General features: G+C 68.0%; 23 protein-coding genes. 9 read left to right on the forward strand and 14 right to left on the reverse strand.

Going from position 1 to position 23,844, the window contains the following annotated elements:
• Positions 1-11: 11 nt before the first annotated feature.
• The 3 genes from GGQ97_RS05485 to hflK all read right to left on the reverse strand — a co-directional run bounded on the left by GGQ97_RS05485 (position 12) and on the right by hflK (position 3,651).
• The gene (locus tag GGQ97_RS05485; protein ID WP_168068005.1) at positions 12-1,547 is read right to left on the reverse strand and encodes a Do family serine endopeptidase; all 1,536 of its coding nucleotides are present in this window, start codon (positions 1,545-1,547) and stop codon (positions 12-14) included.
• Positions 1,548-1,651: 104 nt separating this feature from the next.
• The gene (gene hflC, locus GGQ97_RS05490) at positions 1,652-2,512 is read right to left on the reverse strand and encodes a protease modulator HflC (RefSeq protein WP_425338729.1); all 861 of its coding nucleotides are present in this window, start codon (positions 2,510-2,512) and stop codon (positions 1,652-1,654) included.
• Complete coding sequence (gene hflK, locus GGQ97_RS05495) at positions 2,512-3,651, reverse strand: FtsH protease activity modulator HflK (RefSeq protein WP_425338709.1); 1,140 nt, start codon at positions 3,649-3,651, stop codon at positions 2,512-2,514. The genes hflC and hflK overlap by 1 nt, the downstream gene beginning before the upstream one ends.
• A 93-nt stretch (positions 3,652-3,744) precedes the next feature.
• Here hflK and GGQ97_RS05500 point away from each other — a divergent pair, with 93 nt between their 5' ends.
• Positions 3,745-4,689 (forward strand): P-loop NTPase, encoded by a 945-nt coding sequence (locus tag GGQ97_RS05500; protein WP_168068008.1) that lies wholly within the window; start codon positions 3,745-3,747, stop codon positions 4,687-4,689.
• Here GGQ97_RS05500 and GGQ97_RS05505 read toward each other — a convergent pair.
• From GGQ97_RS05505 to lptF, 6 genes are all read right to left on the reverse strand, one after another.
• Positions 4,686-6,032 (reverse strand): TldD/PmbA family protein, encoded by a 1,347-nt coding sequence (locus GGQ97_RS05505; RefSeq protein ID WP_168068009.1) that lies wholly within the window; start codon positions 6,030-6,032, stop codon positions 4,686-4,688. The genes GGQ97_RS05500 and GGQ97_RS05505 overlap by 4 nt on opposite strands.
• Before the next feature lie 16 nt (positions 6,033-6,048).
• Positions 6,049-6,963: a 4-hydroxybenzoate octaprenyltransferase gene (gene ubiA / locus GGQ97_RS05510; protein ID WP_168068010.1), complete on the reverse strand. Its 915-nt coding sequence runs from the start codon at positions 6,961-6,963 to the stop codon at positions 6,049-6,051.
• 51 nt (positions 6,964-7,014) lie between these two features.
• Complete coding sequence (locus tag GGQ97_RS05515; protein WP_168070754.1) at positions 7,015-7,749, reverse strand: sterol desaturase family protein; 735 nt, start codon at positions 7,747-7,749, stop codon at positions 7,015-7,017.
• 156 nt (positions 7,750-7,905) lie between these two features.
• A complete protein-coding gene (locus GGQ97_RS05520; RefSeq protein WP_168068011.1) occupies positions 7,906-8,586 on the reverse strand; it encodes a DsbA family protein in 681 nt (226 codons plus the stop codon).
• A 38-nt stretch (positions 8,587-8,624) separates the two neighbouring features.
• Positions 8,625-9,722: an LPS export ABC transporter permease LptG gene (lptG, locus tag GGQ97_RS05525; RefSeq protein WP_168068012.1), complete on the reverse strand. Its 1,098-nt coding sequence runs from the start codon at positions 9,720-9,722 to the stop codon at positions 8,625-8,627.
• Entirely contained in the window at positions 9,719-10,927 is a 1,209-nt protein-coding gene (lptF, locus tag GGQ97_RS05530) for an LPS export ABC transporter permease LptF (protein ID WP_168068013.1), read from the reverse strand. The genes lptG and lptF overlap by 4 nt, the downstream gene beginning before the upstream one ends.
• Before the next feature lie 238 nt (positions 10,928-11,165).
• Here lptF and GGQ97_RS05535 point away from each other — a divergent pair, with 238 nt between their 5' ends.
• On the forward strand, positions 11,166-12,134 hold the full coding sequence (locus tag GGQ97_RS05535; RefSeq protein ID WP_168068014.1) for a diacylglycerol kinase family protein: 969 nt from the start codon (positions 11,166-11,168) through the stop codon (positions 12,132-12,134).
• Positions 12,135-12,138: 4 nt separating this feature from the next.
• Positions 12,139-13,011 (forward strand): hypothetical protein, encoded by an 873-nt coding sequence (locus GGQ97_RS05540; protein WP_168068015.1) that lies wholly within the window; start codon positions 12,139-12,141, stop codon positions 13,009-13,011.
• On the opposite strand, the gene GGQ97_RS05545 is transcribed toward GGQ97_RS05540, so the two are convergent.
• Positions 13,008-13,394: a PaaI family thioesterase gene (locus GGQ97_RS05545; protein ID WP_168068016.1), complete on the reverse strand. Its 387-nt coding sequence runs from the start codon at positions 13,392-13,394 to the stop codon at positions 13,008-13,010. The genes GGQ97_RS05540 and GGQ97_RS05545 overlap by 4 nt on opposite strands.
• Positions 13,395-13,473: 79 nt before the next feature.
• On the opposite strand from GGQ97_RS05545, the gene GGQ97_RS05550 reads away from it, so the two are divergent.
• Complete coding sequence (locus GGQ97_RS05550) at positions 13,474-13,722, forward strand: acyl carrier protein (RefSeq protein WP_168068017.1); 249 nt, start codon at positions 13,474-13,476, stop codon at positions 13,720-13,722.
• 17 nt (positions 13,723-13,739) lie between these two features.
• Positions 13,740-14,978, forward strand: coding sequence for a serine palmitoyltransferase (spt, locus tag GGQ97_RS05555; RefSeq protein ID WP_168070756.1), 1,239 nt, complete (start codon positions 13,740-13,742; stop codon positions 14,976-14,978).
• On the opposite strand, the gene GGQ97_RS05560 is transcribed toward spt, so the two are convergent.
• Complete coding sequence (locus tag GGQ97_RS05560; RefSeq protein WP_168068018.1) at positions 14,971-16,164, reverse strand: chymotrypsin family serine protease; 1,194 nt, start codon at positions 16,162-16,164, stop codon at positions 14,971-14,973. The two genes, spt and GGQ97_RS05560, sit on opposite strands and share 8 nt — an antisense overlap.
• A 73-nt stretch (positions 16,165-16,237) precedes the next feature.
• Between GGQ97_RS05560 and GGQ97_RS05565 the strand changes: the two genes are divergently transcribed.
• Positions 16,238-18,199, forward strand: coding sequence for a response regulator (locus GGQ97_RS05565; protein WP_168068019.1), 1,962 nt, complete (start codon positions 16,238-16,240; stop codon positions 18,197-18,199).
• Positions 18,200-18,208: 9 nt separating this feature from the next.
• Here the strand turns inward: GGQ97_RS05565 and GGQ97_RS05570 are convergent, their stop codons facing one another.
• Entirely contained in the window at positions 18,209-18,949 is a 741-nt protein-coding gene (locus GGQ97_RS05570; RefSeq protein ID WP_168068020.1) for a DUF72 domain-containing protein, read from the reverse strand.
• A complete protein-coding gene (purL, locus tag GGQ97_RS05575; protein ID WP_168068021.1) occupies positions 18,946-21,171 on the reverse strand; it encodes a phosphoribosylformylglycinamidine synthase subunit PurL in 2,226 nt (741 codons plus the stop codon). Before purL ends, GGQ97_RS05570 begins: the two co-directional genes overlap by 4 nt.
• A gap of 346 nt (positions 21,172-21,517) precedes the next feature.
• Here purL and GGQ97_RS05580 point away from each other — a divergent pair, with 346 nt between their 5' ends.
• On the forward strand, positions 21,518-22,108 hold the full coding sequence (locus GGQ97_RS05580) for a PEPxxWA-CTERM sorting domain-containing protein (RefSeq protein ID WP_168068022.1): 591 nt from the start codon (positions 21,518-21,520) through the stop codon (positions 22,106-22,108).
• A 189-nt stretch (positions 22,109-22,297) separates the two neighbouring features.
• Here the strand turns inward: GGQ97_RS05580 and GGQ97_RS05585 are convergent, their stop codons facing one another.
• Positions 22,298-22,702, reverse strand: coding sequence for a hypothetical protein (locus GGQ97_RS05585; RefSeq protein WP_168068023.1), 405 nt, complete (start codon positions 22,700-22,702; stop codon positions 22,298-22,300).
• 121 nt (positions 22,703-22,823) lie between these two features.
• On the opposite strand from GGQ97_RS05585, the gene GGQ97_RS05590 reads away from it, so the two are divergent.
• Together GGQ97_RS05590 and GGQ97_RS05595 are read left to right on the forward strand one after the other, a co-directional pair.
• Complete coding sequence (locus GGQ97_RS05590; protein WP_245197895.1) at positions 22,824-23,012, forward strand: hypothetical protein; 189 nt, start codon at positions 22,824-22,826, stop codon at positions 23,010-23,012.
• A complete protein-coding gene (locus tag GGQ97_RS05595; RefSeq protein WP_168068024.1) occupies positions 23,012-23,692 on the forward strand; it encodes a DUF4350 domain-containing protein in 681 nt (226 codons plus the stop codon). Before GGQ97_RS05590 ends, GGQ97_RS05595 begins: the two co-directional genes overlap by 1 nt.
• The last annotated feature ends 152 nt before the right edge of the window (positions 23,693-23,844 follow it).

Below are 23,844 nucleotides of genomic sequence, written 5' to 3' on the forward strand. Positions count from 1 at the left end.
AGGCGAGACGTTTAGCGGGCGATATCGACGCCGATGAAGCCTTCCGGCGCCGGGCCGCGCTTGACCAGCAGCAGCACGGCCGTGCGCCCTGCGCGGCGGGCCGCATCGACCGCCGCGCCGACCTGCGCCGTGGAGCTGACGGCCTGGCGATTGACCGAGAGGATGACGTCGCCGCGGCGGATTCCCTTCTCGGCGGCGTCGCTGTTGGCATCGACATTGGTGACGACCAGGCCGCGCGTCTCGGCGGGCACGTTGACGGCACGCGCAATGTCCGCCGTCAACGGCTGGAGCGAGAGGCCAAGCGCCTGACCGGCCGGGACCGCCGGGGCATTCTGGTCATTGGGATCGAACGCCTGTCCTTCAGGCGTCGCACCGCTGATCCGTGCCAGTTCCTCGTCGGTCGGACGCTGCGCCACGGTGGTGTTCACCGTCACGCGGCGACCGTCGCGGATGACTTCGATCGGGACCCGCTGGCCGGGCGTGACCAGCGAGATGAGGTAGGAAGCGGTCTCATCGGGCGTGACCTCACGGCCGCTGACCCGGACGATGACGTCACCCTGCTGGATCCCGGCGCGGGCGGCGGGCTGGCCCGGGACGACCGAGCGAACCAGTTCGCCCTGATTGCGGGGGATGCCCAGCGCCGCCGCTTCGCTTTCGCCGATCGGAAGCAGGCTGATGCCGAGGTAGCCGCGCTGCGGACGCTGGCCGCGGCGGAGGCTGTCGATCACCGGGCGGGCAAGCTCGGCCGGGATGGCGAGGCCGATGCCGACGCTTGCGCCGGTCGGGCTGATCAGCGCCGAATTGACGCCGATCACGTTGCCGTCGAGGTCGAACATCGGGCCGCCGGAGTTGCCCATGTTGATGCTGGCATCGGTCTGGATGTAGCGATCGTAGGCGCCGGCGCCGGTGATCCCGCGGTGCAGGGCCGAGATGATGCCGGCGGTGACGGTGCCGCCAAGGCCATAGGGATTGCCGATCGCCATCACCCAGTCGCCGACCCGGGCGCGCTGGCTGTCGCCCCAGCTGACGAACGGGAAGCCCGACCCTTCGACCTTGAGCAGGGCGAGGTCGCTGGCGGCGTCGCGGCCGATGATCCGGGCGGGAAGCTCGCGCCGGTCGGTCATGATCACGGTCACGCTGTCCACGGTGCCGGTCCCGCCGGCGCCCTGGATCAGGTGGTTGTTGGTGACGACATAGCCATCGGCGGAAATGAAGAAGCCCGAGCCGAGCGAACCGGATTCGCGGGTCTGCGGGGCGGCCTCGCCCTGACCGCCGCCCTGGCCCTGCCCCGGCTGGCCGAAGCGGCGCAGGAACTCGGCGAGCGGATCGGTCTGGCCCTGGCGGACCGGGACGCGCTGCTTGGTCTGGATGTTGACCACTGCCGGCTGCAGCCGGGCGGCGAGGTCGGCGAAGGATACGGGCGCGCCGCGCGGCGGCATCGCCGCCGGGGCGTTCTGGGCGACCTGCGCACCGACCGGACCGGTGGCGATCGAGAAAGCGCTCCCGCCGATCAGCAGGGCCGCTGCGACACTATAGGCATAGCGCACTCTGGGGAACTCCTTGGCGAACTTCATAGATCTTCAACTTCCCATGAGAGTAGAGGCATCGGCTGTTGTGCTAGGTCAAGCGCCTGAACGCGCATTGAACACAATCACCGCTCACCCCCCCGGGTGAATTCCCGCAGGAAATCATTCTGCGGAGAGAGGATTACGTTCGTCGGACGGGCCTTGCCGTCCTCGCCGACGAAGGTCCGCTGATAGGCCTGCATGGCCCGGTAGAAGTCGTAGAAGGCCGGATCCTTGCCGAAGCTGGCGGCATAGGTGTTGGCGGCCTGCGCGTCGGCCTCGGCGCGGATCACCTGGGCCTGACGGGCGCCGGTGGCACGGATCGAGCGGGCTTCCTGCTCGCGCGCGGTCTTCATCCGGTCATAGGCCGACTGCAGCGGGGTGCCGTCCGGCAGGTCGGCGCGCTTGATCCGCACGTCGATGATCTGCACGCCATATTGCCGGGCGATGATATCGAGGTTGCGGCGGATGCTGTCCATCGCACCCTGGCGCTCGGGGCTGAGCAGGTCGGCGAAGGGCCGGCGGCCAAGCTCGTTCCTCAGCACCGAGCCGAGGATCGGGCGAAGCGCGTCGCTGACCCGCTCTTCCGAACGGGCGCGGATGTACATGCGCAGGGGATCGACCACGCGATAGCGGGCAAAGGCATCGACCTCGAGCCGCAGCTGGTCGGTCGACAGCACCATCTGGCGCTCCATGTCGACGTCGCGGACGCGCTTGTCGATCCACACGATGTCCTCGAAGAACGGGACCTTGAAGGCGAGGCCCGCACCGTTGCCGCCGATCACCTCGCCCGAGCGGGTCCGGTTGAGGATGCGGTCCGGCTTGCCGAACTGGACGATCAGCGCTTGCCGCGTTTCGGGCACGATGACCACACTCGACAGCACGGTGATCAGCACGGCCAGCAGGACAAAGGCGGCCAGCATCGGCCGGCGGAACAGGGTGTCGATCATCGGCCGGCTCCCGCGTTGGGCGCCTGTGCACCGGGCTCGCTGATCGCTGCGGCCGGCGGACGGGTCTGGTTCAGCGGCAGGTAGGGCGTCACGCCCGGCGCCTCGACGATGGTCTTGTCGACGTTCTGCAGGACGCGCTCCATGGTCTCGTAATACATGCGGCGGCGGGTCACCTCGGGGGCGAGCCGATATTGTTCGTAGACCTTGTCGAACGCGGTCGCTTCACCCTGGCTGAGCTGCGCCAGCTGGAGTGCGTAGGCGCGGGCCTGGTTGATATCGCTCTGGGCGGCCTGCTGCGCCGCGCTGACCGCCTTGAAGGCGTCGTTGACGGCGGCGGGGGGATCGGCCTGCTTGACCGCGACGCCCTGGATCAGGACTCCCGACTTGTAGCTGTCGAGGATGCGCTGCATGTTTTCCTGCACCCGGTTCTCGATCTCGCCGCGGCCTTCGCCGATCGCCTGGTCGAGGGTGACGCCCGACAGTGCCGCCCGCATCGCGCTTTCGGCGACCTGCTGGATGGTTTCCTCGGGATTCTGGATCTCAAACAGGAAGAGCTCGGGATCGCGCACGTTCCAGCGGACCGAATAAGCGATGTCGATGATGTTCTGGTCGCCGGTCAGCATTAGCGTCTCGGTCGAGGTCGAGCCGAGGTCGATGTTGCGGATGTTCTCGACATCGACCTTCTGCACCCGCTCGAGCGGGCTGGGCAGGGTGAAGCCGATGCCGGGGCCGAGCGTGCGGCTGTAGCGGCCGACCTGGGTGACGACGCCGCGTTCTTCGGGGGCGATGCGGTGGAAGCTGGTGAACAGCAGCCACAGCAGGACCACTGCGAGCAGGCCCCAGCCGATCAGCGACTTGCTGGGCGGTCCGGCAGCGCCGCGGCCACCGCCGCCGCCGAAGCGGGCGCGGCCACGGGCAAGGAAATCATCGAGGCTGGTGACGCTTGCGCCCGGACCGCGTGGACGGCCCGGGCCGGGCGTCCCCCACGGGCTTGCCGGCCCCGGGTTGCCGGGGGTGGGATTATCGCCCCCGCCATTGGTGGGAGGAGGAGTCGAGCCGGTGCCCGATCCCCAAGGACCCTTGTTGTCGGCAAAAAGGCCGCGCGCGCGTGCTGCCCACCCCGGTGTCATGTTCATGCGCACAGATATAGATGCAGGCCGCGCTTTTAACAGTGGGGTCGGAACAATGGCTCTTGTGCCGGGTCGGAGGAGGCCTAATCGCCTTCAGCCATGACCCTTGATCCACAATCGTTCGGCCCCGACGCGGCGCGCCTTCGTTCGGTCCGCCTGGTGGGCGGCGTTGCGACCCTGGTGGTGGATGCCACCGGCCTGGGCGACACGGACCGGGCCGCGCTCGAGGCGCGGCTCAAGGCAATCGCGCTGGGGCAGCCCGAAGTCGACGAGGCGCGGGTGGCGATGACCGCAAGCAAGGCCGCGGGGCCGAAGCTGATCGCGGTCGGGTCGGGCAAGGGCGGGGTCGGCAAGTCGACCGTGTCGGTCAACCTCGCGATCGCGCTGGCGCGGCTGGGGCACAAGGTCGGGATCATCGACGCCGACATCTACGGCCCGTCGCAGCCGACCCTGCTCGGCACCAACGAGCGTCCGGAGGCGCGGGACAAGAAGTTGATCCCGGTCGAGGCGCAGGGGGTCAGACTGCTGTCGGTCGGACAGCTGGTCAGCCCGGGCCACGCGCTGGCCTGGCGCGGACCGATGGCGTCGGGCGCGCTGGCGCAGCTGGTCGAGGGGGACTGGACCGGCACCGAGCTGATCATCGTCGACCTGCCGCCCGGCACTGGAGACGTGCAACTGTCGCTGATCCAGAAGTCACGGCCGGTGGGCGCCGTGGTGGTCTCAACCCCGCAGGACCTCGCCCTGATCGACGCGCGGCGGGCGATCGACCTGTTCGGCAAGACCAGCGTCCCGGTGCTGGGGATCATCGAGAATATGGCGGGCTACCAATGCCCAAGCTGCGGTGAGACCTCGGATCCGTTCGGCAGCGGCGGGGCGGAAGCGGCGGCGGGGGAACTGGGCGTGCCCTTCCTCGGACGCCTGCCGCTATCGGCCAGCCTGCGCGCCGAGAGCGACGCGGGGCGCCCTCCTGCGGCGGGGGAGGGACCGGCGGCGGCGGCGTTCCGGACGCTTGCGGAGGCCGTGCTGGCGCAGCTGGACGGCTAGGCGCTCGCCACCGTCAACTCGGGCACCAGAAGGGTCGGCGCATCGATCCCGCGGCGTAGTTCGAGGTCGCTCGCCGGTTCCAGCGTGGCGAACATCTGCCTGAGATTGCCGGCGATGGTGATCTCGGCGACTGCGGCGCCGATCTCGCCGCCTTCGACCAGGAAGCCTGCGGCGCCGCGGCTGTAGTCGCCGGTCACCGGATTGACGCCCTGGCCGATCAGCTCGGTGACGAGGATCGCGCGGGGGACGGAGGCGAGCAGCTCCTCGCGGCTCCTGCCGCCTGGAAGGAGCATCAGGTTGGACGGACCTGCCCCGGGGCTTCCGCCGACCGAGCGGCCGGCATGACCGGTCGGCGCGATCCCGAGCTGCCGGGCATCGGCGCTGGTCGCGAGCCAGCTGGTCAGCACCCCGTCGGCGACCAGGTCGAGCGGCCGGCACGGCAGCCCTTCGCCGTCGAACGCCCGGCTGCGCAGGCCGCGCGGGCGCAAGGGATCGTCGCGGATGATGATGCCTGGGCCGAACAGCCGGGTGCCGAGGGCGTCCTGGAGGAAGCTGGTCTTGCGCGCGATGGCGCTGCCGGTGACCGCGGCGACAAAGTGGCCGAGCAGCGAGGAGGATACTCGCGGATCGAAGAAGACCGGGCAGGCGCCCGAGGGCGGCCGCACCGGGTTGAGCCGCGCCGCCGCCCGCTCACCGGCCTTGCGACCGATCTCTTCCGCCGCGTCGAGGTCGGCGAGGAAGCGGCTGCTGTGCGAGGCATAATCGCGCTGGAGCGCTCCGGCGTCGCCCGCGATCACGCTTGCCGAGCAGCTGAAGTAGCTGGAGCGGGTGGCGCGGGCGAAGCCGGTCGAGGTGGCCAGCGCGACGAGGTTCTGGCCGGAGCCGGCCGACGCGCCATTGCTGTTGCTGACCCCGGCGACGGCGCGGGCGGCCTGCTCGGCCTCCCGGGCACGGGCCTCGAGGTCCGACAGCGGCGCAACGGTAGGATCGAACAGGCCGAGGTCGTCGCCGACGCCGCTTCCGAGCAAGGCCGGATCGGCGAGGCCGGCATAGGGATCCTCGGGCGCCTGGCGGGCCATGGCGATCGCCCGCTCGGCCAGTTCGGCGAAACCGGCGGAATCGAGGCTGGCGGAGGAAACCGTGGCCGAGCGGGCTCCATAGAACAGGCGCAGCGACACCTCGAACGATTCGCTGTGGTCGATGTCCTCGAGCTCGCCCAGGCGGACCGAAATGCCGCTCGAGCGGCTGATCCCGATCATCGCGTCGGCGGAAGAGGCACCGGCCTTGCGGGCGGCTTCGACCAGGGCGGCGGCGAGATCGGCGGCTTGGGGTTCGCTCAACATCGACGCGATGTAGCGGTTAGGCGGCGCTACTCAACCCTACGGCGGCGAAGCCGAGCGCCAGCAGCAGCCCGGTGAAGCGGTTGGAGCGGAACAGGGCGAGCGCCTTGTCGCCGTCATCGGCATCGGCCCGCAGGACCTGGCCGAGGAGGTGAAGCGCGGCGGGGGCGAGGGCGAGCAGGGCGAGCGGTTCGGGCCGGACCAGCCAGATCGCAATGCCCCATCCACCCAGCGCGACGAGGTAGAAGAGGCCGACGCCGAGCGGCGCGTTGCGGCCGAGGCGGCGGGCCGAGGAGCGGACCCCGACCAGCGCGTCATCCTCCTTGTCCTGGATGGCGTAGAGCGTGTCGTAGCCGACCACCCAGAACACGCTTCCGACCCACAGCCACCAGCCCGCCGGGTCGAGGCCGCGGGCGATGCTTGCCCAGCCGACCAGCGCGCCCCAGCTGAACACCAGGCCGAGCCACGCCTGCGGCCACCAGGTGATCCGCTTCATGAAAGGGTAGGCCGCGACCAGGGCGACACTGGCGAGCGCGGTAACCTGGGCCACCGCCGCAAGCTGGAACAACACCACCAGCCCGATCAGGCAGAGCAGCGCGATCAGCACCCAGGCCGCGCGAACGCTGACCCGCCCGCTGGCGAGCGGGCGAAGCCGGGTGCGGGCGACCCTGGAGTCGAGGTCGCGATCGACCAGGTCGTTGTAGACGCAGCCGGCCGACCGCATCGCGAAGGCGCCGAGCAGGAACCACAGCAGCAGGCTCCAGCGGCCGTCGACACCAGCGAGCAGCATCCCCCAGGCGCAGGGCCAGTAGAGCAGCCAAGTGCCGATCGGGCGGTCGACCCGCATCAGGCTGGCGTAGGGCCGGGCCGACGCGGGGAGGGCGCCGATCAGGCCGACGCGCTCACTGTCGGGGACGAGGTCGAGGTTGGTCACGCGGCGGCGCTTAGCGGTTTCGCCGCCCGAGCAGGAGCCCCGATTGCGGGATCAGGCCGCTTCGCGCTCCGGCGCGTGATTGTCGCCGCGCTTGCGCGGGTGGCCGGTGGCGACGATCCCGCCCGACAGCTTCTTCACCCACGGATAGCGCGTCGCGACTTCCTCGGTGTAGCCGAGGTTGAACACGGTCGGGCTCTTGGCCGGGCGCTCGGGCCGGTCGTAGAAGGTGCCGAGCAGGCGGTCCCAGAAGTAGCTGGTGATGCCGTAATTGCCGCTCTCGTCGTGGAAGTGATGCGCCATGTGACGCTTCTTCATCTCGGCGATGAGCTTCGACTTCGGCTTGTAGGCGAGGTGCTGGATGCAGTGCACGAACTCGTACACGCAGGTGGTCAGCAGGCCGGTCGCAAGCGCCGCCGCGCCGCCGCCGACGCCGCCCACCGCATAGCCGACTGGCACCGTCACCAGGGCGATGGTCGGAAGCGTGGTGTGGAGCGCGCCGAACAGCACTTCGAGGTGGTTGGGATCCTGGTGATGGTCATAATGGATCCGCTTCCAGGTCGACGCCAGGAAGGGGAACTTGAACATCCAGTTGCTGTGCAGCACCCAGCGGTGCAGGCAGTACCAGACCAGCGGATAGAGGACGAGTACCAGCGCCGCCGCAGTCGCGGTCTGGACCAGGGTCGCGGGATAGCGGGCCCAGACGGCCACGCTCACCGCGGTCAGCGCGAGATAGCCGATGATCGCCGGATACTGGAAGTAAGCGACCCACAGGTCCTTGAGGGTCATCCGGTCGAGGTAATGCGACCGCCTCCAGATACCGGGCTTAACCTTGCTGCTCACGTGACCTGACCTTGCCTGTCAATGAAAGCGGCCGCCCCAAAGGGACAAGCCGACCAGCCTTTCTTCTGCCCTTTCAATGCGGCGACAATGGGACACTTGGCCCTATTGCGGCAGCATCGCGAGCAGATCGTCCGGCGTTCCAGTGGGGATCTTTGCCCCCTTCCACATGAATGTCGGTGTTCCGGTGACGCCATTCAAGCGGGCGGTCATGTCGGCGTTGGTGACCCACTGATGGTGGGCGGCGTTCGACAGGCACGCGCTCGCCTGCATGGTGGTGAGGCCGTGCTTCTGCGCCAGCGGCAGCAGCCCGGCGGCCTTCGCGAGCGCCCCGGCATGGGAAATCGGACCGGCCAGCTCGGCTTCGTACAGGGCCGCGCGCGACGTTTCATCGTCGTCGGCGGCCTTGAGCGCGGCCTTGATCTCAGTCTGCTGGGCCATCACCGCCTCGATGAAGGCGAGCCGGCGGGCCGGCGCGACGCAGCGGGTCAGGACGGCGGTTGCGCGATCCTGGGGGAAGATCAGGAACGGCCGCCACGCAAAACGCAGCTTGCCCGCCTTCACCAGCCCGTCGACCCGAGGGAAGATGGCGCCGGCGAACTGGCCGCAGTGCGGGCAGCCATAGCTGGCATATTCGGCCAGCAGGGGCGCACCGGCCTTGCCGAAGGTCCAGCCTTCGCCGGTTTCGATCACGGTGACCGGCGACATCTTGGCGGCCGGCTTGGCCGGTGCTGCGGCGACCGGGCCGGCAAGAAGCAGGGCGAGACCCGCCAGGAGAGCTTTCATGGGCTTTATTGTCCAGCGTTTACAAGAGGTTGGCAAGATCATTCCTCGGACCGAACGAGGACTGTCTCGCCGATCAGCAGGAATAGGAGGAACGGCGCCCAGGCGGCGACCAGCGGCGGGTAGGAGCCGATATTGCCTAGCGCGACCGCGAAATTGTCGATTACGAAGTAAGCGAAGCCGAGTGCCATGCCGACCGCGGCGCGAAGCAGCACCTTGCCCGACCGCGCGAGGCCGAAGGCGGCCATGGCGGCCAGCAGCGGCATCAGCACCGTCGACAGCGGCTGCGACAATTTGTGCAGCAATCCGGTCTCGGCGGTGGCGGTGTTGACCCCCGCCTGCTTCATTTCGGCGATATTGTCGCTGAGGGTGGCGAAGTCCTGCGCATCGGGATCGACCTTGGCGAGGGTGAAGCGCTGCGGCTCGACGCCTTCCATGACCCGCATGGTCGGGCGCTTCAGGACCGCGTTCATCGCCGAATCGTAGATGCTGACGTCCTCGAGCAGCCAGCCGTTGCCGTCGGGCCTTGCCCGCTCCGCGTTGATCAGGCGCGCAACCGTGATGTCCTGGCGCTCGACCAGTAGGAATTTCTGGATCCGGACGCCGGTGCCGCGGCCGGTCACCAGCTGGGCGTGGGCGTAATCGTCGCCGGCGGTGACCCAGATATCGCTCAGGATCCCGCTGTCGGGCGGGACGGGGCGGTAATCATTGTCGCTCCATGCACTGAGCTGGCGGCTGCCCTTCACCACCACCAGTTCGTTGAAGGCGAACGACAGGCCGGCAAGCGCGATGCTGGCACCGATCAGCGGGGCAAGCAGCTGGTGGGCGGACAGGCCCGCCGCCTTCATCGCCACCACCTCGCTGTTGGAATTGAGCGTGGTGAAGGTGATCAGCGCGCCGAGCAGGAAGGAGAACGGAAAGGCGAAGGAGATGAGCTGGGGAAAGCGATAGCCGACGTAGCGCCACAGCTCGGCCTCGCCATTGCCGGTCACGGCCAGGATCTTGCCCGATTCCGATAGCAGGTTGAGCATCATCAGCACCAGGCTGAGCGACAGCAGCACCGCCAGGCTGCGCGACACGTACAACCACACCGTATAGCGGGCGAGCCGCCACGAGGGCACGAAGTTGAGGTTGATCATGCGGCGCGGCTCAGGCGGCGGCGGCGGGGATTGGGCAGCAAGCGCTTGATATAGCCCCACAGCTTCGCGCCGCCGCGTTCCAGCGCGCCGATCGGCTGGCCGCCGGGCTTGGTCGCAAGCGTCAGGTACATCCACAGGATCAGCCCGGCGAACAGCAGGAAGGGCACGTACATCACCAGTTCCACCGGGAAATCGCCACGCGCACCGGCGTCCTCGGCCCATTGGTTGATCTTGTGATAAGCGACCACCATCACGATCCCGATGAAGATGCCGAGGCTCGAGCTGGAGCGCTTGGGCGGCACCGCCAGCGCCACTGCGAGCATTGGCAGAAGCAGCATCAGGATCACCTCGACCAGCCGGAAATGAAGGTTCGCCCGGGCCGCGAGATTGGCCTCCCCGGTCGCTCCGCCACCATAGCTGGCGCGGATGATTTCGGGCAGGGTCATCTCCTCCGCATCGTCCTGGGCACGGGCCCGGAAACTGTCGACCCGGGGCAGCTTGATCGGCAGGTCGTAGCTCTGGAAGCCGAGCGTGCGCGGAGTGGTGAAGTTGGGGTTCTGCTGGATCAGGCGTCCCCGTTCCAACCGCAGCAGGATGGTGTCGGGATCGTCGGTGGCGAGGAACCGGCCCTGCGAGGCGGTGGCGACGATCCCGCCGCCCTTCTGGTCGTCGGCCTGCACGAACAGCCCCATCAACTGGGTGCCGCCCTTTTCGCTGCGGTCGATTCGGATGGTGAAGCGCTTGGACAGGGTGTTGAACTCGCCCACCTGCAGGCTCGCGCCAAGCGCGCCCGAGCGAAGGTCGAAGCGCAGCCGCTCGTAACCGTAATGGGTCCACGGCTGCAGCCAGCCGACCAGGAACAGGTTCAGCGCGGCAAGCACCACCGCATAGGCCATCGGCACCCGCAGCAGGCGGCCGAAGCTGGTCCCGACCCCGCGCAGCGCATCGAGCTCGCTCGACGTGGCGAGGCCGCGGAAGGCAAGCAGGATGCCGAGCATCAGTCCGATCGGAATGCCGAGCGCGAAATATTCGGGCAGCAGGTTGGCCAGCATCCGCCACACCACGCTGACCGGACCGCCCAGGTTGATCACGAAATCGACCAGCCGCAGCATCTTGTCGAGCACGAGCAGCATCGCCGCCAGGATCAGCGTGCCGGCAAGCGGAATGGCGATCGCCTTGGCTATGTATCGGTCGATGAGTGGCATGAGCTTCCGGGTCCGCCCCTCAACACCATGATTTGGCCGCAAAGCAAGCGCAACGAGACAATTGTTCGTGTTCCCGCCTGGCGCCCGCTTCCTGAAGCGGAGCTGACAATCGGGCAATTCGAACGATCTGGATGCCGAGGAAAGTGACAGAAATGCGCAGCCTTCCCCACACAGTCTTGCCGCGAAAGGCAGCTGCGTCGGCGCGCCCGGAAGCTCGCTACGGAGGCTTTGTCCGCTGATGGGCAAGGCTCGGATCGCACTCCTCAGCAACCCCCGCTCCACCGGCAATATCTCGCAGCTCCCACGCATCCGGGAGTTCTGTGCCGAGCATCCCGACATCTTCCATTACGAGGTCGAGCGGGCCGACCAGGTCGGCGAGGCGCTCAAGACCATCGCCCTGGTCCGGCCCAAGGTGCTGGTCATCAATGGCGGCGACGGGACGGTCCAGGCGGCGCTGACCGAGCTGGTCAACGGAAGCCATTTCGGCGACGACCTACCGCCGGTGGCGGTGCTTCCCAACGGCAAGACCAACCTCATCGCGCTCGACCTCGGCGCCCAGGGCAATCCGCTCGAGGCGCTGCGCCGCCTGCTCGAACTCGCGCGGGGTGACCTCGAAAGCCACCTCGTTGCGCGTGAATTGATCGCGCTGACCAGCGCCAAGCGGCCGCTGCCGGCGATCGGCATGTTCCTGGGCGGCGCGGGTCTCGCCGACACGATGCTCTATTGCCGCGAGAAGATCTATCCGCTCGGCCTTCCGAACGGGGTCAGCCACGTGATTGCCGCGATCGCAGTTCTGCTTGCGCTGCTCGGCCTGACCGGGCGATTCCTGCCGGCAAGCCCCGAGCATATCGTGGTCAAAGTTCGCCGCCACGGGATCCTGCGCGGCCGGTTCGGCCTGCTTGCCGTGACCACGCTCGAACGGCTGCTGCTGGGGGGCGAGGTCAAGACCGCGCGCACCGGCTCGCTCAAGCTGCTTGCGGTCGAACATCGTTCGAGTTCGATGCTGCGCGGGCTGTTCGCAGCGATCGGCGGCAAGCTGGGCCACAAGAAGCTGGCCGGCGTCCACCTCGAGGAAGCCGACGAAATCTCGATCGAGGGCGACCGCTCGTCGGTATTCCTCGACGGCGAGATGTTCCAGGCGGGGATCGGCGACCCGATCATGCTGACCCGCGCCGCGCCCCTGTCCTTTGTCCGGCTCGCCGCCTGAGCCCATGGCCGCGCTGCGCGGCCTGGTGGCGGAGGAGCTTGGCCATGCCGTCGATCCGCGGATCGCGGCGATGGCGGCGGCGATCGCCGCGGCCCATGGTACCGCCTCGCGCGCGGTGCTGTTCTACGGCTCGTGCCTGCGCGACGTCGCGCTCGAAGGCGCGATGCTCGATTTCTACCTGATCGTGTCGGACTATGCCGAAGCGTATCCGGCGCGCTGGATGGCGGCCGCCAACCGGCTGATCCCGCCCAACGTCTTTCCCTTCGCGCAGGGCGACCTGATCGCCAAATATGCGGTGCTGAGCGAGGCCGATTTCCACCGCCTCAACGGCCCCGAAACCCGCAGCGTGTCGGTGTGGGCCCGGTTCGCGCAGCCGAGCCGGCTGGTCTGGGTCGCCGACGAGGCCGCACGGGAGAAGGTGGTGGCGGCGGTGTCGCGCGCCGCGCCGACCCTGCTGAGTGCGGCGCTGAGCGCGGTGCCCAACGACCAGCCGCCGCTCGACTTGTGGAAAGCCGCATTCGCACTGACCTATTCGGCCGAGCTGCGCGCCGAGAAGAAGGAGCGCGGGGTCAATGTCGTCGACCAGGACCCGCAGCGCTACCTGCGCTTCTTCGGACCGGCGATGGCGGCGGCACGGGCCTGTGGGAAGCGTTGCAGCGGATCGTGGAAGCGGCGCCGTGTGGAAGGCAAGCTGCTGTCGGTCGCCCGCCTCGCCAAGGCCAGCGCGACCTTTGCCGGCGGCGCCGAATATATCGCGTGGAAGATCAATCGCCATGCGGGCACGAAGATCGAGCTGAGCGACTGGCAGAAGAAGCACCCGCTGGTCACTGCGGTGACCCTGCTGCCGCGGCTGATCCGCAGTGGCGCGATCCGCTAGTCCGCTGCCAACAGGAAGTTGATCCTGGCGCTGGCGATCGGTGTTGCGCGGTCCTTCTGCCAGGCGAAGGCCTCGACATTGGCGATCCGCGCGCCAAGCCGCTCGATGACGGCGGCGGCATAGGTATCGCGGTCCCGTCCGCCCAGCAGATAGTCGACCGTCACCGAGATCGGCTTGGGGTGGAGGTCGCGGCCCCGGAGCGCGAGCGACAGTTCGCCATAAGCCGCGAATTCCAGCAGGCCGGCGATCGCCCCGCCGTGAAGATAGCCGGGGCGCCCGACCACGTCGTCGTGAAAGGGCATCACGAACAGGGTCTGCCCGTCCTCGCCCTGCTCGGTTCGCAGCTGAAGCAGTTCGGCATAGGGCGGGAGGCTGTCGTTCATTGCCGCCGCCCTAGCGCGACCGTGCCCGGATTTCGCCCCCTTGTTGCGCTTAGAGGGGCAAAACCCTAGCGAGATTGCCATGACCGACCGTGACGAACGAAAGACCCGCATCCACCGCCTGATCGGCGACTTCAACAAGAAGGGCATCGAGGTCGGGGAAGACACGCGCTTCGCCCAGGACCTCGAATGGGACAGCCTGACGGTGATGGACTTCGTGGCTGCGGTCGAGGACGAGTTCGACATCATCATCACCATGAACAGGGCGGCCGAGATCGAAACCGTCGGTGCACTGATCGACGCGGTCGGCGAGCTCGAGGGACAGGCATGACCGATCCCGGGATCGCCATGGTCGCCGAGCCGGGCAAGGCCGCTCCGCGAGGGACCGCCCCCGACCTGTTCGACAAGTTCCAGCCGCTGATCGACCAGCGTGAGGCTCTGCTGTCGACCGGGCTCACCGATCCGTTCAACCTCGTCATGGAGCGGGTCGAGAGTCCGACCGTCGCGATCTGCAACGGCAAGCGGACGATCCTACTCGGCACCTATAATTACATGGGTCAGACGTTCGACCCGCAGGTCCTTGCCGCTGGCCACAAGGCGCTCGACGAATATGGCGCGGGCACGACCGGAAGCCGGGTGCTCAATGGCACCTACCAAGGCCACCGCGAGTGCGAGGAAGCGCTCAAGCGTTTTTACGACATGGACCATGCGATGGTCTTCTCGACCGGCTACCAGGCCAATCTCGGGATCATCTCGACGGTGGCGGGGAAGGACGATTACGTCATCCTCGACATCGACAGCCATGCGTCGATCTACGACGGCTGCGCGCTGGGCAACGCCCAGATCGTCGCCTTCCGCCACAATGACGTTGAAGCGCTGGAAAAGCGCCTGAAGCGGCTTCCGGCCGAAGCGGGCAAGCTGGTGGTGCTGGAAGGCGTTTATTCGATGCTCGGCGATACCGCCCCGCTCAAGGAGATGGTCGCCATATCCAAGGCGCATGGCGCGATGGTGCTGGTCGACGAAGCGCATTCGATGGGCTTTATCGGCCCCAACGGTCGCGGCGTCGCCGAGGAGCAGGGCGTCCTGGACGACGTCGATTTCGTGATCGGTACCTTTTCCAAGTCGGTCGGGACGGTCGGCGGCTTCTGCGTCTCGAATCATCCCAAGTTCGAGATCCTGCGGCTGGTCTGCCGCCCCTACGTCTTCACCGCCTCCCTGCCGCCGAGCGTGGTGGCCACTGCCGCCACCTCGATCGACCTGCTGCGCGGCGCGGCCGACAAGCGGGCGCACCTGTGGGCCAACAGCCGGCGCCTGCACGGCGGCCTCAAGGACCTTGGCTTCACGCTGGGCACCGAAACCCCGCAGTCGGCGATCATCGCGGTGATCATGCCCGACCTCGAGCGCGGCGCCGCGATGTGGGAAGCGCTGCTGCAGGAAGGGCTGTACGTGAACCTTGCCCGGCCGCCGGCGACCCCGGCCGGAATGACCCTGCTGCGCTGCTCGCTTTGCGCGCTGCACAGCGAGGAACAGGTCGGCGAGATCCTCGGCATGTTCGAAGCCGCAGGCAAGCGCGTCGGGGTTATCTAGCCGTCAGCAGCCGCCAGCCGTCAGGCAGGTAATCGACGCTCTGGTAATAGGAAAAGGCGCAGCCGCCGCTGGCGGTATAGGCGCCGCCCTTGAGCGTGCCGTAGGCGACGGAGCCGAGGAAGATCGGCGCGCCGCTGTCGCCGCGGCGGCATTCGGGGCCACGCATTGTCACCCAGCTCGAGGTGCACAGGCCCCCGCACAGGTCGCCGGGCGGTGCGAAGTCGGTCAGCTCGACCTCCGAGCAGGCATAGCCCGAGCTTTCGCCGCGAAGGCACAGCCAGTCGCCCGGCCGGGTCATCGGGCGGGTCGCCCAGGTCGTGATCGGGCGCACGACCTTCTTGTCGCGGTCACTGAAGACCAGCGGTTCGGCGGGACCGATCCCGCCGTGGATCTGCATGTCGTTCTGCGCCGCGCCCCACGCGCCAAGCATCGGCAGCAGCCGTTCCTCGCCATCGGGCGCGCGCCAGTGGAGCGTGTCGGGGCAATGTGCGGCGGTGGTGATCCCAAGCTTGCCGGCGGGATCGCGCACGACGAAGCCGGTGGTGCAGCGGAAGCGGCGTCCTTCGGCATTTGGCCCCTCGACCCGCCCCCCGCCGATCGCCGCGCTGTCGACCAGCACGGCGTCGAGCCGGCGCACCCGGACCGGCAGACCAAGTCGCGCGGCCAGCAGCGTCTCCACCTCGCTTGCGGCCCGCGCGTCGCTGCCGGGGCGCTGCATCACCACCAGCCCGCCGGTCCGCGGATCGACCCCGGCGCCGCGATAGCCCTGGATCAATTGCGGCAGCAGGTAGCGATACTGGTCGAGCAGGCGCACGCCGGTGATCCGGGTCGCCGCGGCGTCGGTGGTGAATCGCACCGGAATCTGCAGGCCGCCCGCCGCTTCGATCGTGTCGGCCGGTTGCTCGCCGGGGGTGAGGCGCACCAGCAGGTGCCAGTCGGGGCGATGGACGACGCTGATCGACGCCAGCCGCTCCCGGTAGCGCACCCGCAGGGCGTCGGTGAGCGCGGTGCTGGCCCGTTGCTGGTCGAGCCGGCGCTGGGCTTCCTCGCCGCTGACCCCGAAGGTCGCGGCATAACGATCCGCATCGGACGCCAGCGCCTGTTCGGGCGATAGCCGGACGGGCTCGGCGGCGAGGACCGGGGTCGCGGCGAACAGGCAAATCAGCAGGGCGGAGCAAAGTCGCATACGTCCGAATCTGGCACCTCGTACCTGAACGGATGGTTGTGCGGCGCCCTGTCGGGTTCTAGACTGTTTTCCCATGAGGGCGAGGACCGACGACAACGGGTTCGACGGAGGGCGCTTCGGGGCTGCTGCCGGTGCGACGGTGGCTGCGCTCATCCTGCTTGGCATGGTGCTTCTGGTCGCGATGAGCAACCGTGCGCGTGATGCCGCGCTGGAGCGGGAACGCCACGCCTATGACGTGACCCTGCTGGTCCGAACCGTCGACGCGACCATCGCGCGGTCGGAAGCCGCACTGGGGCGCTTCGTGCTCGACGAGGACCTGCAAAGCTCGGGAAGCATCTACATCAACGAGTGGCGGCTTGCCGGAACCCAGTTGCGGCAGCTGGAGCGTCTGGTCCGCAACGATCCCGACCAGAAACAACGCGTTGCCACGGCTCGCTCGCTCTACGACCGCCAGGGAGAAAACCTTGGGCGGGTGGCGCAAGCCGCGGCGGGAGCGCGGGGAGAGGGCGGGATCGGCCTGTTCTACTCGTTCACCCGCGAGGAACAGGACGCACCCAAGCCACTCGGTTCACAGCTGCGGGCCAAATTGTCCGAAATTGCCTCGTCCGAACGGGCCGTCCTCCGCAGCAGCATGGAGCAGACGCAATTCTTCTCGGCGCAGGCCGACCGCCTGACCGACTATCTGTCGTGGCTGGGCGTCCTGATCGGGCTTGCGGCGATCGGCCTCGGAATCCTCGCGCTGCAGGCGGTGCGGCAGAATTTCATCGCCCGGCGCGAGGCCGATACGCTGGAGCAGGCGGTGGCGATGCGGACGCAGGAATTGTCGGCCGCCAACGAGGCGCTGCTGGCCGAGGCCGAAGAGCGCGAGGCGGCCGAATCGCAGCTTCGCCAGATCCAGAAGATGGAAGCCGTCGGCCAGCTGACCGGTGGCATCGCGCACGACTTCAACAACATGCTGGCGGTGGTGGTCGGCGGCATCGACCTTGCCCGCCGCCGGCTCGGCGGACCCAAGCGTGAGGTCATGCAGCACCTTAACAATGCGATGGACGGGGCGACCCGCGCCGCCGCGCTGACCCGCCGCCTGCTGAGCTTCGCCCGCGCCGAGCCGCTGTTGCCCGAACGCGTCCTGCCGACCGACCTGGTGCGCGGATTGACCGACCTTCTCGACCGGACGCTGGGCGAGCGGATCACGGTCAATGTCGACACCAGCGGCGAATGGCCGATCTTCGTCGATCCCCACCAGCTCGAGAATGCGCTGCTCAATCTCGCGGTCAACGGGCGCGACGCGATGGAGGGCGAGGGCGTCATCACCATCGCCACCAGCGACATTCCGCTGACCGACGGCGAGGTCGGCGACCTGCCCGCCGGGGATTATATCCGGATCGCGGTGGCCGATACCGGCAGCGGCATGAGCGAAGAGGTCCAGCGCCGCGCCTTCGAACCCTTCTTCACCACCAAGGAGGTCGGCAAGGGCACCGGCCTCGGCCTCAGCCAGATCTTCGGCTTCGCGCGGCAGTCGGGCGGCGAAGTGGCGATCGACAGCGCGGTCGGTGTCGGAACCGTGGTCAGCCTTTACCTTCCCCGCTGCCACGCCCAGCCGGCGGAAGTGCGGCTGCATCCGACCTTCAGCGGCCAGTTCAACAGCGAAATGGCGGCGGGGCACCGCGGCGCCCGGATCCTGCTGGTCGAGGACGATCCTCGCGTCCGCAGCGCCACCATCGAAGCGCTCGAGGACCTCGACTACGAGCCGCTCGCCTGCGCCAACGCCGAGGAAGCGCTGGCGGCCTTCGAGAGCCAGGTCTTCGACCTCGTCATCAGCGACGTCATCATGCCCGGCATGACCGGTCCCGAACTCGTGCGGAACCTGAAGCGCCGCTATCCCGAGCTCGGCGTCCTATTCGTGACCGGCTATGTCGGTGACGGCGAGGGCGAGGACCTGAAGGGCCACGAACTCTTGCGCAAGCCGTTCACCGTCGCGGCCTTGCAGGATGCGGTGGCCGCGGCGCTTGGTCGGGCCGAGGTGCGCGCGGCGTAACGAGCGTTACTAGTCCCCGAGACGCGCGATCAGGGCCTGGGCCGCGGCCGGATTGCGGATCTTGGCGCCCGCGACGAAGTAGATGAAGACGTCGCGACCGCCTTTGGCCCAGGCCCGGGCCTGCTTCGCCCAGCCCTCGAGGGCCGCTTCGTCATAGCCCCTCTCGATGTCCTCGGCGCTGCGCTGAAGCCGGGCGTAGGTGAAATCGGCGGTCTGTTCCTCGATACGCGGGAACTGCTCGTGGTCGACGAACACCACCGCCATGTTGCGCGCCCGGGCGAGGTCGAGAAAGGCGGGATCGGCGAAGCTGGGGTGCCGCACCTCGAGCGCGTGACGCAGCGGCACGCCATCCTGCGCATCGGGGATGAGGTCGAGAAAACGGGCGAAGTCGTCGCGCTCGAACGCCTTGGTGTCGGCGAACTGCCAGTTGATCGGGCCCAGCCTGTCCCCGAGTGCGGTGAAGCCCTGGCCGAGAAAGGTCGCGATCGACCCGCCGCTCTCGGCCAGCACCTTGCGGACGGTGGAGTAGCGCGAGGCCTTGAGGCTGAACTGGAAGCCGGCCGGAGCCGCCTCGGCCCACTTGCGCCAGCTTTCCGGCTTCTGGCGTCCGTAGGACGTCGCGTTGATCTCGATCCCGGTCAGGTGCCGGGCGGCATAATCAAGCTCGCGTCGGTGGGCGAGGCCCTCGGGATAGAAGGTCCCGCGCCACGGCTCGAACGTCCAGCCGCCGACCCCGACGCGGATCGTCACGCCTGCATGAGGGCCGGCAGGAAGGCCTCGTGCGCGGTGCGCAGGTCGGCGAGGCTGATCTTCTGCTCACCGCCGCGATCGACCAGGTCGAAGACGAGGGCGTCGCCGCCGGTGGTGCCGACGGGAATGCTGAACAGCTGCGCGGCCGCGGCGAGCTCGCGGACCCGGTCGGGCTGGCTGGTCGAGACGATCGCGCGGCCCTGATCCTCGCCGAACAGCATGGCGGCAGGATTGGGCAATTCGGGCACCACCGTCATGGTGAAGCCGGTATCGCCGGCCAGCGCCATTTCCGCCATCGCCACCGCCGCGCCGCCATCGGAGCAGTCGTGGACCGCGCTGACCAGCCCTTCGGCGATCAGGGAGCGCAACAACTCGCCGAGCCGGCGCTCGACGGCGAGGTCGACCGGTGGCGGTGCGCCTTCTCGGCGGCCGTGGCAGGTCTCGAGCCACAGCGACTGGCCGACATGCCCCCTGGTATAGCCGAGGAGGAGCAGGGTCTCGCCCTGGTTCCGGATCGCGATGGTCGCGCTCTTTTCCCAGTCGGGCATCAGGCCGACCGCGCCGATGGCGGGGGTGGGAAGAATGGCCGACCCGCCGCCGGTCGCCTTGCTCTCATTGTAGAGCGACACGTTGCCGCTCACGATCGGGAAGTCGAGCGCGACGCAGGCCTCGCTCATGCCGTGGAGGCAGCCGGTGATCTGGGCCATGATCTCGGGCCGCTGGGGGTTGGCGAAGTTGAGGCAGTTGGTCACCGCCAGCGGGGTCGCGCCGACCGCCGAGATGTTGCGATACGCTTCGGCGATGGCCTGCTTGCCGCCTTCATAGGGGTCGGCATAGCAATAGCTCGGGGTGCAGTCGGTGGTGATCGCCAGCGCCTTGCCGGAGCCGTGAACGCGGACCACCGCCGCATCGCCGCCCGAGCGCTGCACCGTGTCGCCGCCGACCTGGCTGTCATATTGCTCCCAGATCCAGCGCCGCGAGGCGAGGGCGGGGGAGGCCATCAGCGTCTTCAGATTGCCGACGATGTCGGTGCCGTTCGGCACGTCGCCCAGCGGCGCGACCTTGGCCCAGGCCTGATAATCCTCGGGCGACAGCGACGGGCGGTCGTAGAGCGGCGCTTCGTCGGCAAGTGGCCCCAGCGGGATGTCGGCGACGGTTTCGCCCTTCCAGACGAGCTCCATGTGCCCGGTGTCGGTGACGGTGCCGATCACCGCGAAGTCGAGCTCCCACTTGTGGAAGATCTTTTCCGCCTCGGCCTCGCGGCCGGGCTTCAGGACCATCAGCATGCGCTCCTGGCTTTCGGAGAGCATCATCTCGTACGGGGTCATGCCGGTTTCACGGCAGGGGACGGCGTCCATATCGAGACGGATTCCGACGCCCCCCTTGGACGCCATCTCGACGCTCGACGAGGTGAGGCCCGCCGCGCCCATGTCCTGGATCGCGACGATGGCGTCCGACGCCATCAGCTCGAGGCAGGCTTCGATCAGCAGCTTTTCGGTGAAAGGGTCACCGACCTGGACGGTGGGGCGCTTCTCTTCGCTGTCCTCGCCAAAGTCGGCCGAGGCCATGGTCGCGCCGTGGATGCCGTCGCGGCCGGTCTTGGAGCCGACGTAGACCACCGGATTGCCGATGCCGGCGGCGGCCGAATAGAAGATCTTGTCGGTCTTCGCGACGCCAACGGTCATCGCATTGACCAGAATGTTGCCATTGTAGGCCGGGTCGAAGTTGGTCTCCCCGCCGACGGTCGGCACGCCGACGCAATTGCCGTAGCCGCCGATCCCCGCGACCACCCCGGCGATCAGGTGGCGCATCTTGGGGTGGCTGGGATCGCCGAAGCGCAGCGCGTTCAGGTTGGCGACCGGCCGCGCGCCCATGGTGAAGACGTCGCGCAGGATGCCCCCGACCCCGGTCGCCGCGCCTTGGTAGGGCTCGATATAGGAGGGGTGGTTGTGGCTCTCCATCTTGAAGATGGCGGCGTCGCCGTCGCCGATGTCGATAACCCCGGCATTCTCGCCTGGGCCGCAGATCACCCACGGCGCGGTGGTCGGCAGCTTCTTGAGGTGGATGCGCGAGGATTTGTAGGAGCAATGCTCCGACCACATCACCGAGAAGATGCCGAGCTCGGTAAGGTTCGGTTCTCGTCCGAGCGCATGGAGAATGCGGTCATATTCGTCGGTGGAAAGGCCGTGCTCGGCGACCTGTTCGGGCGTGATCTCGGACATGGATCGGCGCCTTAGCCGGGAGTGGCGGATTGGCCAATCCATCGCGATGAAACTGTCGCGGGGGTCCGGGTCGGTGCTCGCCCCGCAGGGCCGACTCGGGGTGCCCGGATGCGTCCGAGTCGCGGGAAAGTTGGCGCCGATTCGGTGGCGATCGGCCCGCTCGCAAGCTTTTGGCGGGATCCGGCGGCGCTCAGGGCGCCATGACTCGAAACCTTCTGATTCAGGTACTTACGAAAGCCCCGCCCAACGCCGTCCCGAATCAGTACAAGGCTATTCTCAGAAAGTTGCCAGCTACTTAGTTAACATTTATTTAAGCTACGAATCGCCGAAAACAGGGGAAGACCAGATGAAGATGCGTGCAAAACTGTTGGTGGCCTGTGCCGCCCTTGCTGCGGCAGCTCCTGCCAATGCGGCGTTTGTCACCGGCCAGATCAGCGTCGGCGGTCTCGCCACCCCGATCGGTTCGAGCGGTTGGTCCGATGCCACCGGCGTCGATGCGGCCGGCTCGCTTATCTTCTACGGAGCTGGCACGGGCAGCTTCGCTGGCCTGAATTGCGCGGGTAGCTGCGGCACCATCGCCGACATTCCCGATCTGTCGACCTTTGCGGCGATCGCCAACTTCCTGACCCTTAACACCAACGGCATCGCGTTCGACCTGAACTCGATCAGCAACATCACGCGGACCAGCGACGCGCTTGGTGGCACCCTCGCCTTCACCGGCAGCGGCACCATCCGTTTCAACGGCTATGACGCCACGCCGGGCATCTTCTCGTTCACCGCGCAGGGCAGCAACCTGACCAGCTTCTCGGCCAGCGCCGTGTCGGCCGCCGTGCCGGAGCCGGGCACCTGGGCGCTGATGCTGCTCGGTTTCGGTGCGGTCGGTTACTCGCTGCGCCGCCGCCGTGCGACCGCTCGGTTCGTGCCGCAGGCCGCCTGAAGCATCTGACCATTCTCAGTAGAGGGGGGTCCGGCAGCGATGCCGGGCCCCTTTTGCTATGGGGCTACGCGACGTCCCGCCCTTGAGAATAAGGACATCGACCGGGTGAGCGCCTCGATGCCGGCTTAGCGCAAACAAAAACCCCGGCCGGTGAGGGCCGGGGTTCGGTAATTCGGTGAAACGAAGAGATCAGCCGCGGCAGGTGATGGCGCTCTGGCCTGGGACGGTGACCTGGACGCTGGCGGCATCCTTGGTGCCGGTGATGCTGCTGCCATCGGGGCCGGTGTAGGGGCCAGTGCCTTCGGCCGGCGCATTGGTGACGGTGGAGGCGATGGTGTCGGCACCGACCCGGTAATTGGCGCCGGCGGGCTTGCCGTCGCGCTCGGTCCAGTCGATCTCGACGACCTTGTTGCCGTCGCAGCGATAGGTCTTGCTGGCGGCGATCGAGGGCGGAAGCTCGACCTTGGGCGCAGCGGCAAGCTCATTGGCCATGGTGTCTTGGGGGCCCTGCTGGACAATGGTGTGGCCACCATCGTTGCAGGCGGAAAGGCTCAGTGCGGCGCCGAGCGCCAGGAGGGGGAGGCGGTAGGTCATGATTCGCCTTTCGCGGGCGCAAGGTGAACGGTCAATGGCGAAGGCTTGCAAAGACGCGCGATGGGCATAATTTGGTCGCATGGGGGTAGGAGGAACCGCAATCCAGCGTATCCGATATGGCTTGACCGGCCTGGCGTTCGTGTTCGTCATGGTCCTCCTCGGCACCGTGATCATCCGCAGCGGCGAGGATCCGGTCAGCAACGCTGCCGCCAACAATGTCGTCGAAGCCCCGAGCGATCCCTTGGGCGAGCTTGGCGTCGCGCCTGGCCCCGGCACCGAGAACGAGGCGGGCGCCGCGCCCCAGCGCTGATGCGGCTGGCCTGCCTGCTGCTGGTCGCGGCACTCTGCTCCTGCCGCGGTGGAAGCCAGCCCGCCGCCTCGACCGACAAGCCCGAGCTTGCACTGCTGAGCAGCCTCCCGATCGCCTTTGGCGAAAGCTTCGGCCTCGACCAGCAGCGCAGTCCGCTGCTGCAGGACCTCGAAGGGCAATTCACCGTCGTTCCCGTGGACGGCCCCGAACAGCTCACGGTCGATGGACTGCTGCTGGCAGCGCAGCCGCAGGCGCTGACCGCCGAACGCCTGGTCGCGCTCGACCGGTGGGTGAGGGCCGGCGGACGGCTGGTGTTGCTGGCTGACCCCGTGCTGCGGCTGGAAAGCAGCCATCCCCTCGGCGATCGCTTCCATCCGCCGCTCCGCTATCCCGATACCGGGCTGCTCAAACATTGGGGTCTGACCCTCGATGACGCCGTCGACCAGCGCGCCGACGAGGCGGCTGTGGACCTTGGGCGCGGAATCCGGCTGCAGGCCGCTGGACTGGGATCGCTGACCAGGGCGGGGGGAGCCTGCACCCTGTCACCGACCCGGGCCGTGGCGCGGTGCCGGATCGGCAAGGGGTATGCGACCGTAGTGGCCGACGCCGACTTCGCGATGTCGGCGGATCAGGACGACCGCGCGGCCGTCATCGCCCTGCTGAACGAACTGCGCCGCTGACCGCCCGTCGCGCCGCGTCATGGGCGTCGATGGGAATTGGTGGCGACGATGGGGGATTCGCTGGCTTTTCCATGTTCACAGACTTATCCACAGCCCTGTCCATCAGAACGGGAAGGGAACGCACGGCCTGGAGTGATGCAGGAAAGCCGCGG

It is taken from the genome of Sphingomonas kaistensis, from assembly GCF_011927725.1.
In the GTDB taxonomy this organism is placed as follows: domain Bacteria; phylum Pseudomonadota; class Alphaproteobacteria; order Sphingomonadales; family Sphingomonadaceae; genus Sphingomicrobium; species Sphingomicrobium kaistense.

What these genes read in the sequence shown, in the direction of transcription:
- GGQ97_RS05585 (WP_168068023.1), bottom strand. Translation starts at nt 22,702, where the DNA reads ATGACCTACCGCCTCCCCCTCCTGGCGCTCGGCGCCGCACTGAGCCTT.
- spt (WP_168070756.1), top strand. Translation starts at nt 13,740, where the DNA reads ATGGTCGCCGAGCCGGGCAAGGCCGCTCCGCGAGGGACCGCCCCCGAC.
- GGQ97_RS05515 (WP_168070754.1), bottom strand. Translation starts at nt 7,749, where the DNA reads ATGACCCTCAAGGACCTGTGGGTCGCTTACTTCCAGTATCCGGCGATC.
- GGQ97_RS05580 (WP_168068022.1), top strand. Translation starts at nt 21,518, where the DNA reads ATGAAGATGCGTGCAAAACTGTTGGTGGCCTGTGCCGCCCTTGCTGCG.
- GGQ97_RS05545 (WP_168068016.1), bottom strand. Translation starts at nt 13,394, where the DNA reads ATGAACGACAGCCTCCCGCCCTATGCCGAACTGCTTCAGCTGCGAACC.
- GGQ97_RS05540 (WP_168068015.1), top strand. Translation starts at nt 12,139, where the DNA reads ATGGCCGCGCTGCGCGGCCTGGTGGCGGAGGAGCTTGGCCATGCCGTC.
- GGQ97_RS05535 (WP_168068014.1), top strand. Translation starts at nt 11,166, where the DNA reads ATGGGCAAGGCTCGGATCGCACTCCTCAGCAACCCCCGCTCCACCGGC.
- GGQ97_RS05505 (WP_168068009.1), bottom strand. Translation starts at nt 6,032, where the DNA reads ATGTTGAGCGAACCCCAAGCCGCCGATCTCGCCGCCGCCCTGGTCGAA.
- hflK (WP_425338709.1), bottom strand. Translation starts at nt 3,651, where the DNA reads ATGAACATGACACCGGGGTGGGCAGCACGCGCGCGCGGCCTTTTTGCC.
- GGQ97_RS05565 (WP_168068019.1), top strand. Translation starts at nt 16,238, where the DNA reads ATGAGGGCGAGGACCGACGACAACGGGTTCGACGGAGGGCGCTTCGGG.
- purL (WP_168068021.1), bottom strand. Translation starts at nt 21,171, where the DNA reads ATGTCCGAGATCACGCCCGAACAGGTCGCCGAGCACGGCCTTTCCACC.
- GGQ97_RS05560 (WP_168068018.1), bottom strand. Translation starts at nt 16,164, where the DNA reads ATGCGACTTTGCTCCGCCCTGCTGATTTGCCTGTTCGCCGCGACCCCG.
- lptF (WP_168068013.1), bottom strand. Translation starts at nt 10,927, where the DNA reads ATGCCACTCATCGACCGATACATAGCCAAGGCGATCGCCATTCCGCTT.
- GGQ97_RS05500 (WP_168068008.1), top strand. Translation starts at nt 3,745, where the DNA reads ATGACCCTTGATCCACAATCGTTCGGCCCCGACGCGGCGCGCCTTCGT.
- GGQ97_RS05595 (WP_168068024.1), top strand. Translation starts at nt 23,012, where the DNA reads ATGCGGCTGGCCTGCCTGCTGCTGGTCGCGGCACTCTGCTCCTGCCGC.
- GGQ97_RS05520 (WP_168068011.1), bottom strand. Translation starts at nt 8,586, where the DNA reads ATGAAAGCTCTCCTGGCGGGTCTCGCCCTGCTTCTTGCCGGCCCGGTC.
- lptG (WP_168068012.1), bottom strand. Translation starts at nt 9,722, where the DNA reads ATGATCAACCTCAACTTCGTGCCCTCGTGGCGGCTCGCCCGCTATACG.
- GGQ97_RS05550 (WP_168068017.1), top strand. Translation starts at nt 13,474, where the DNA reads ATGACCGACCGTGACGAACGAAAGACCCGCATCCACCGCCTGATCGGC.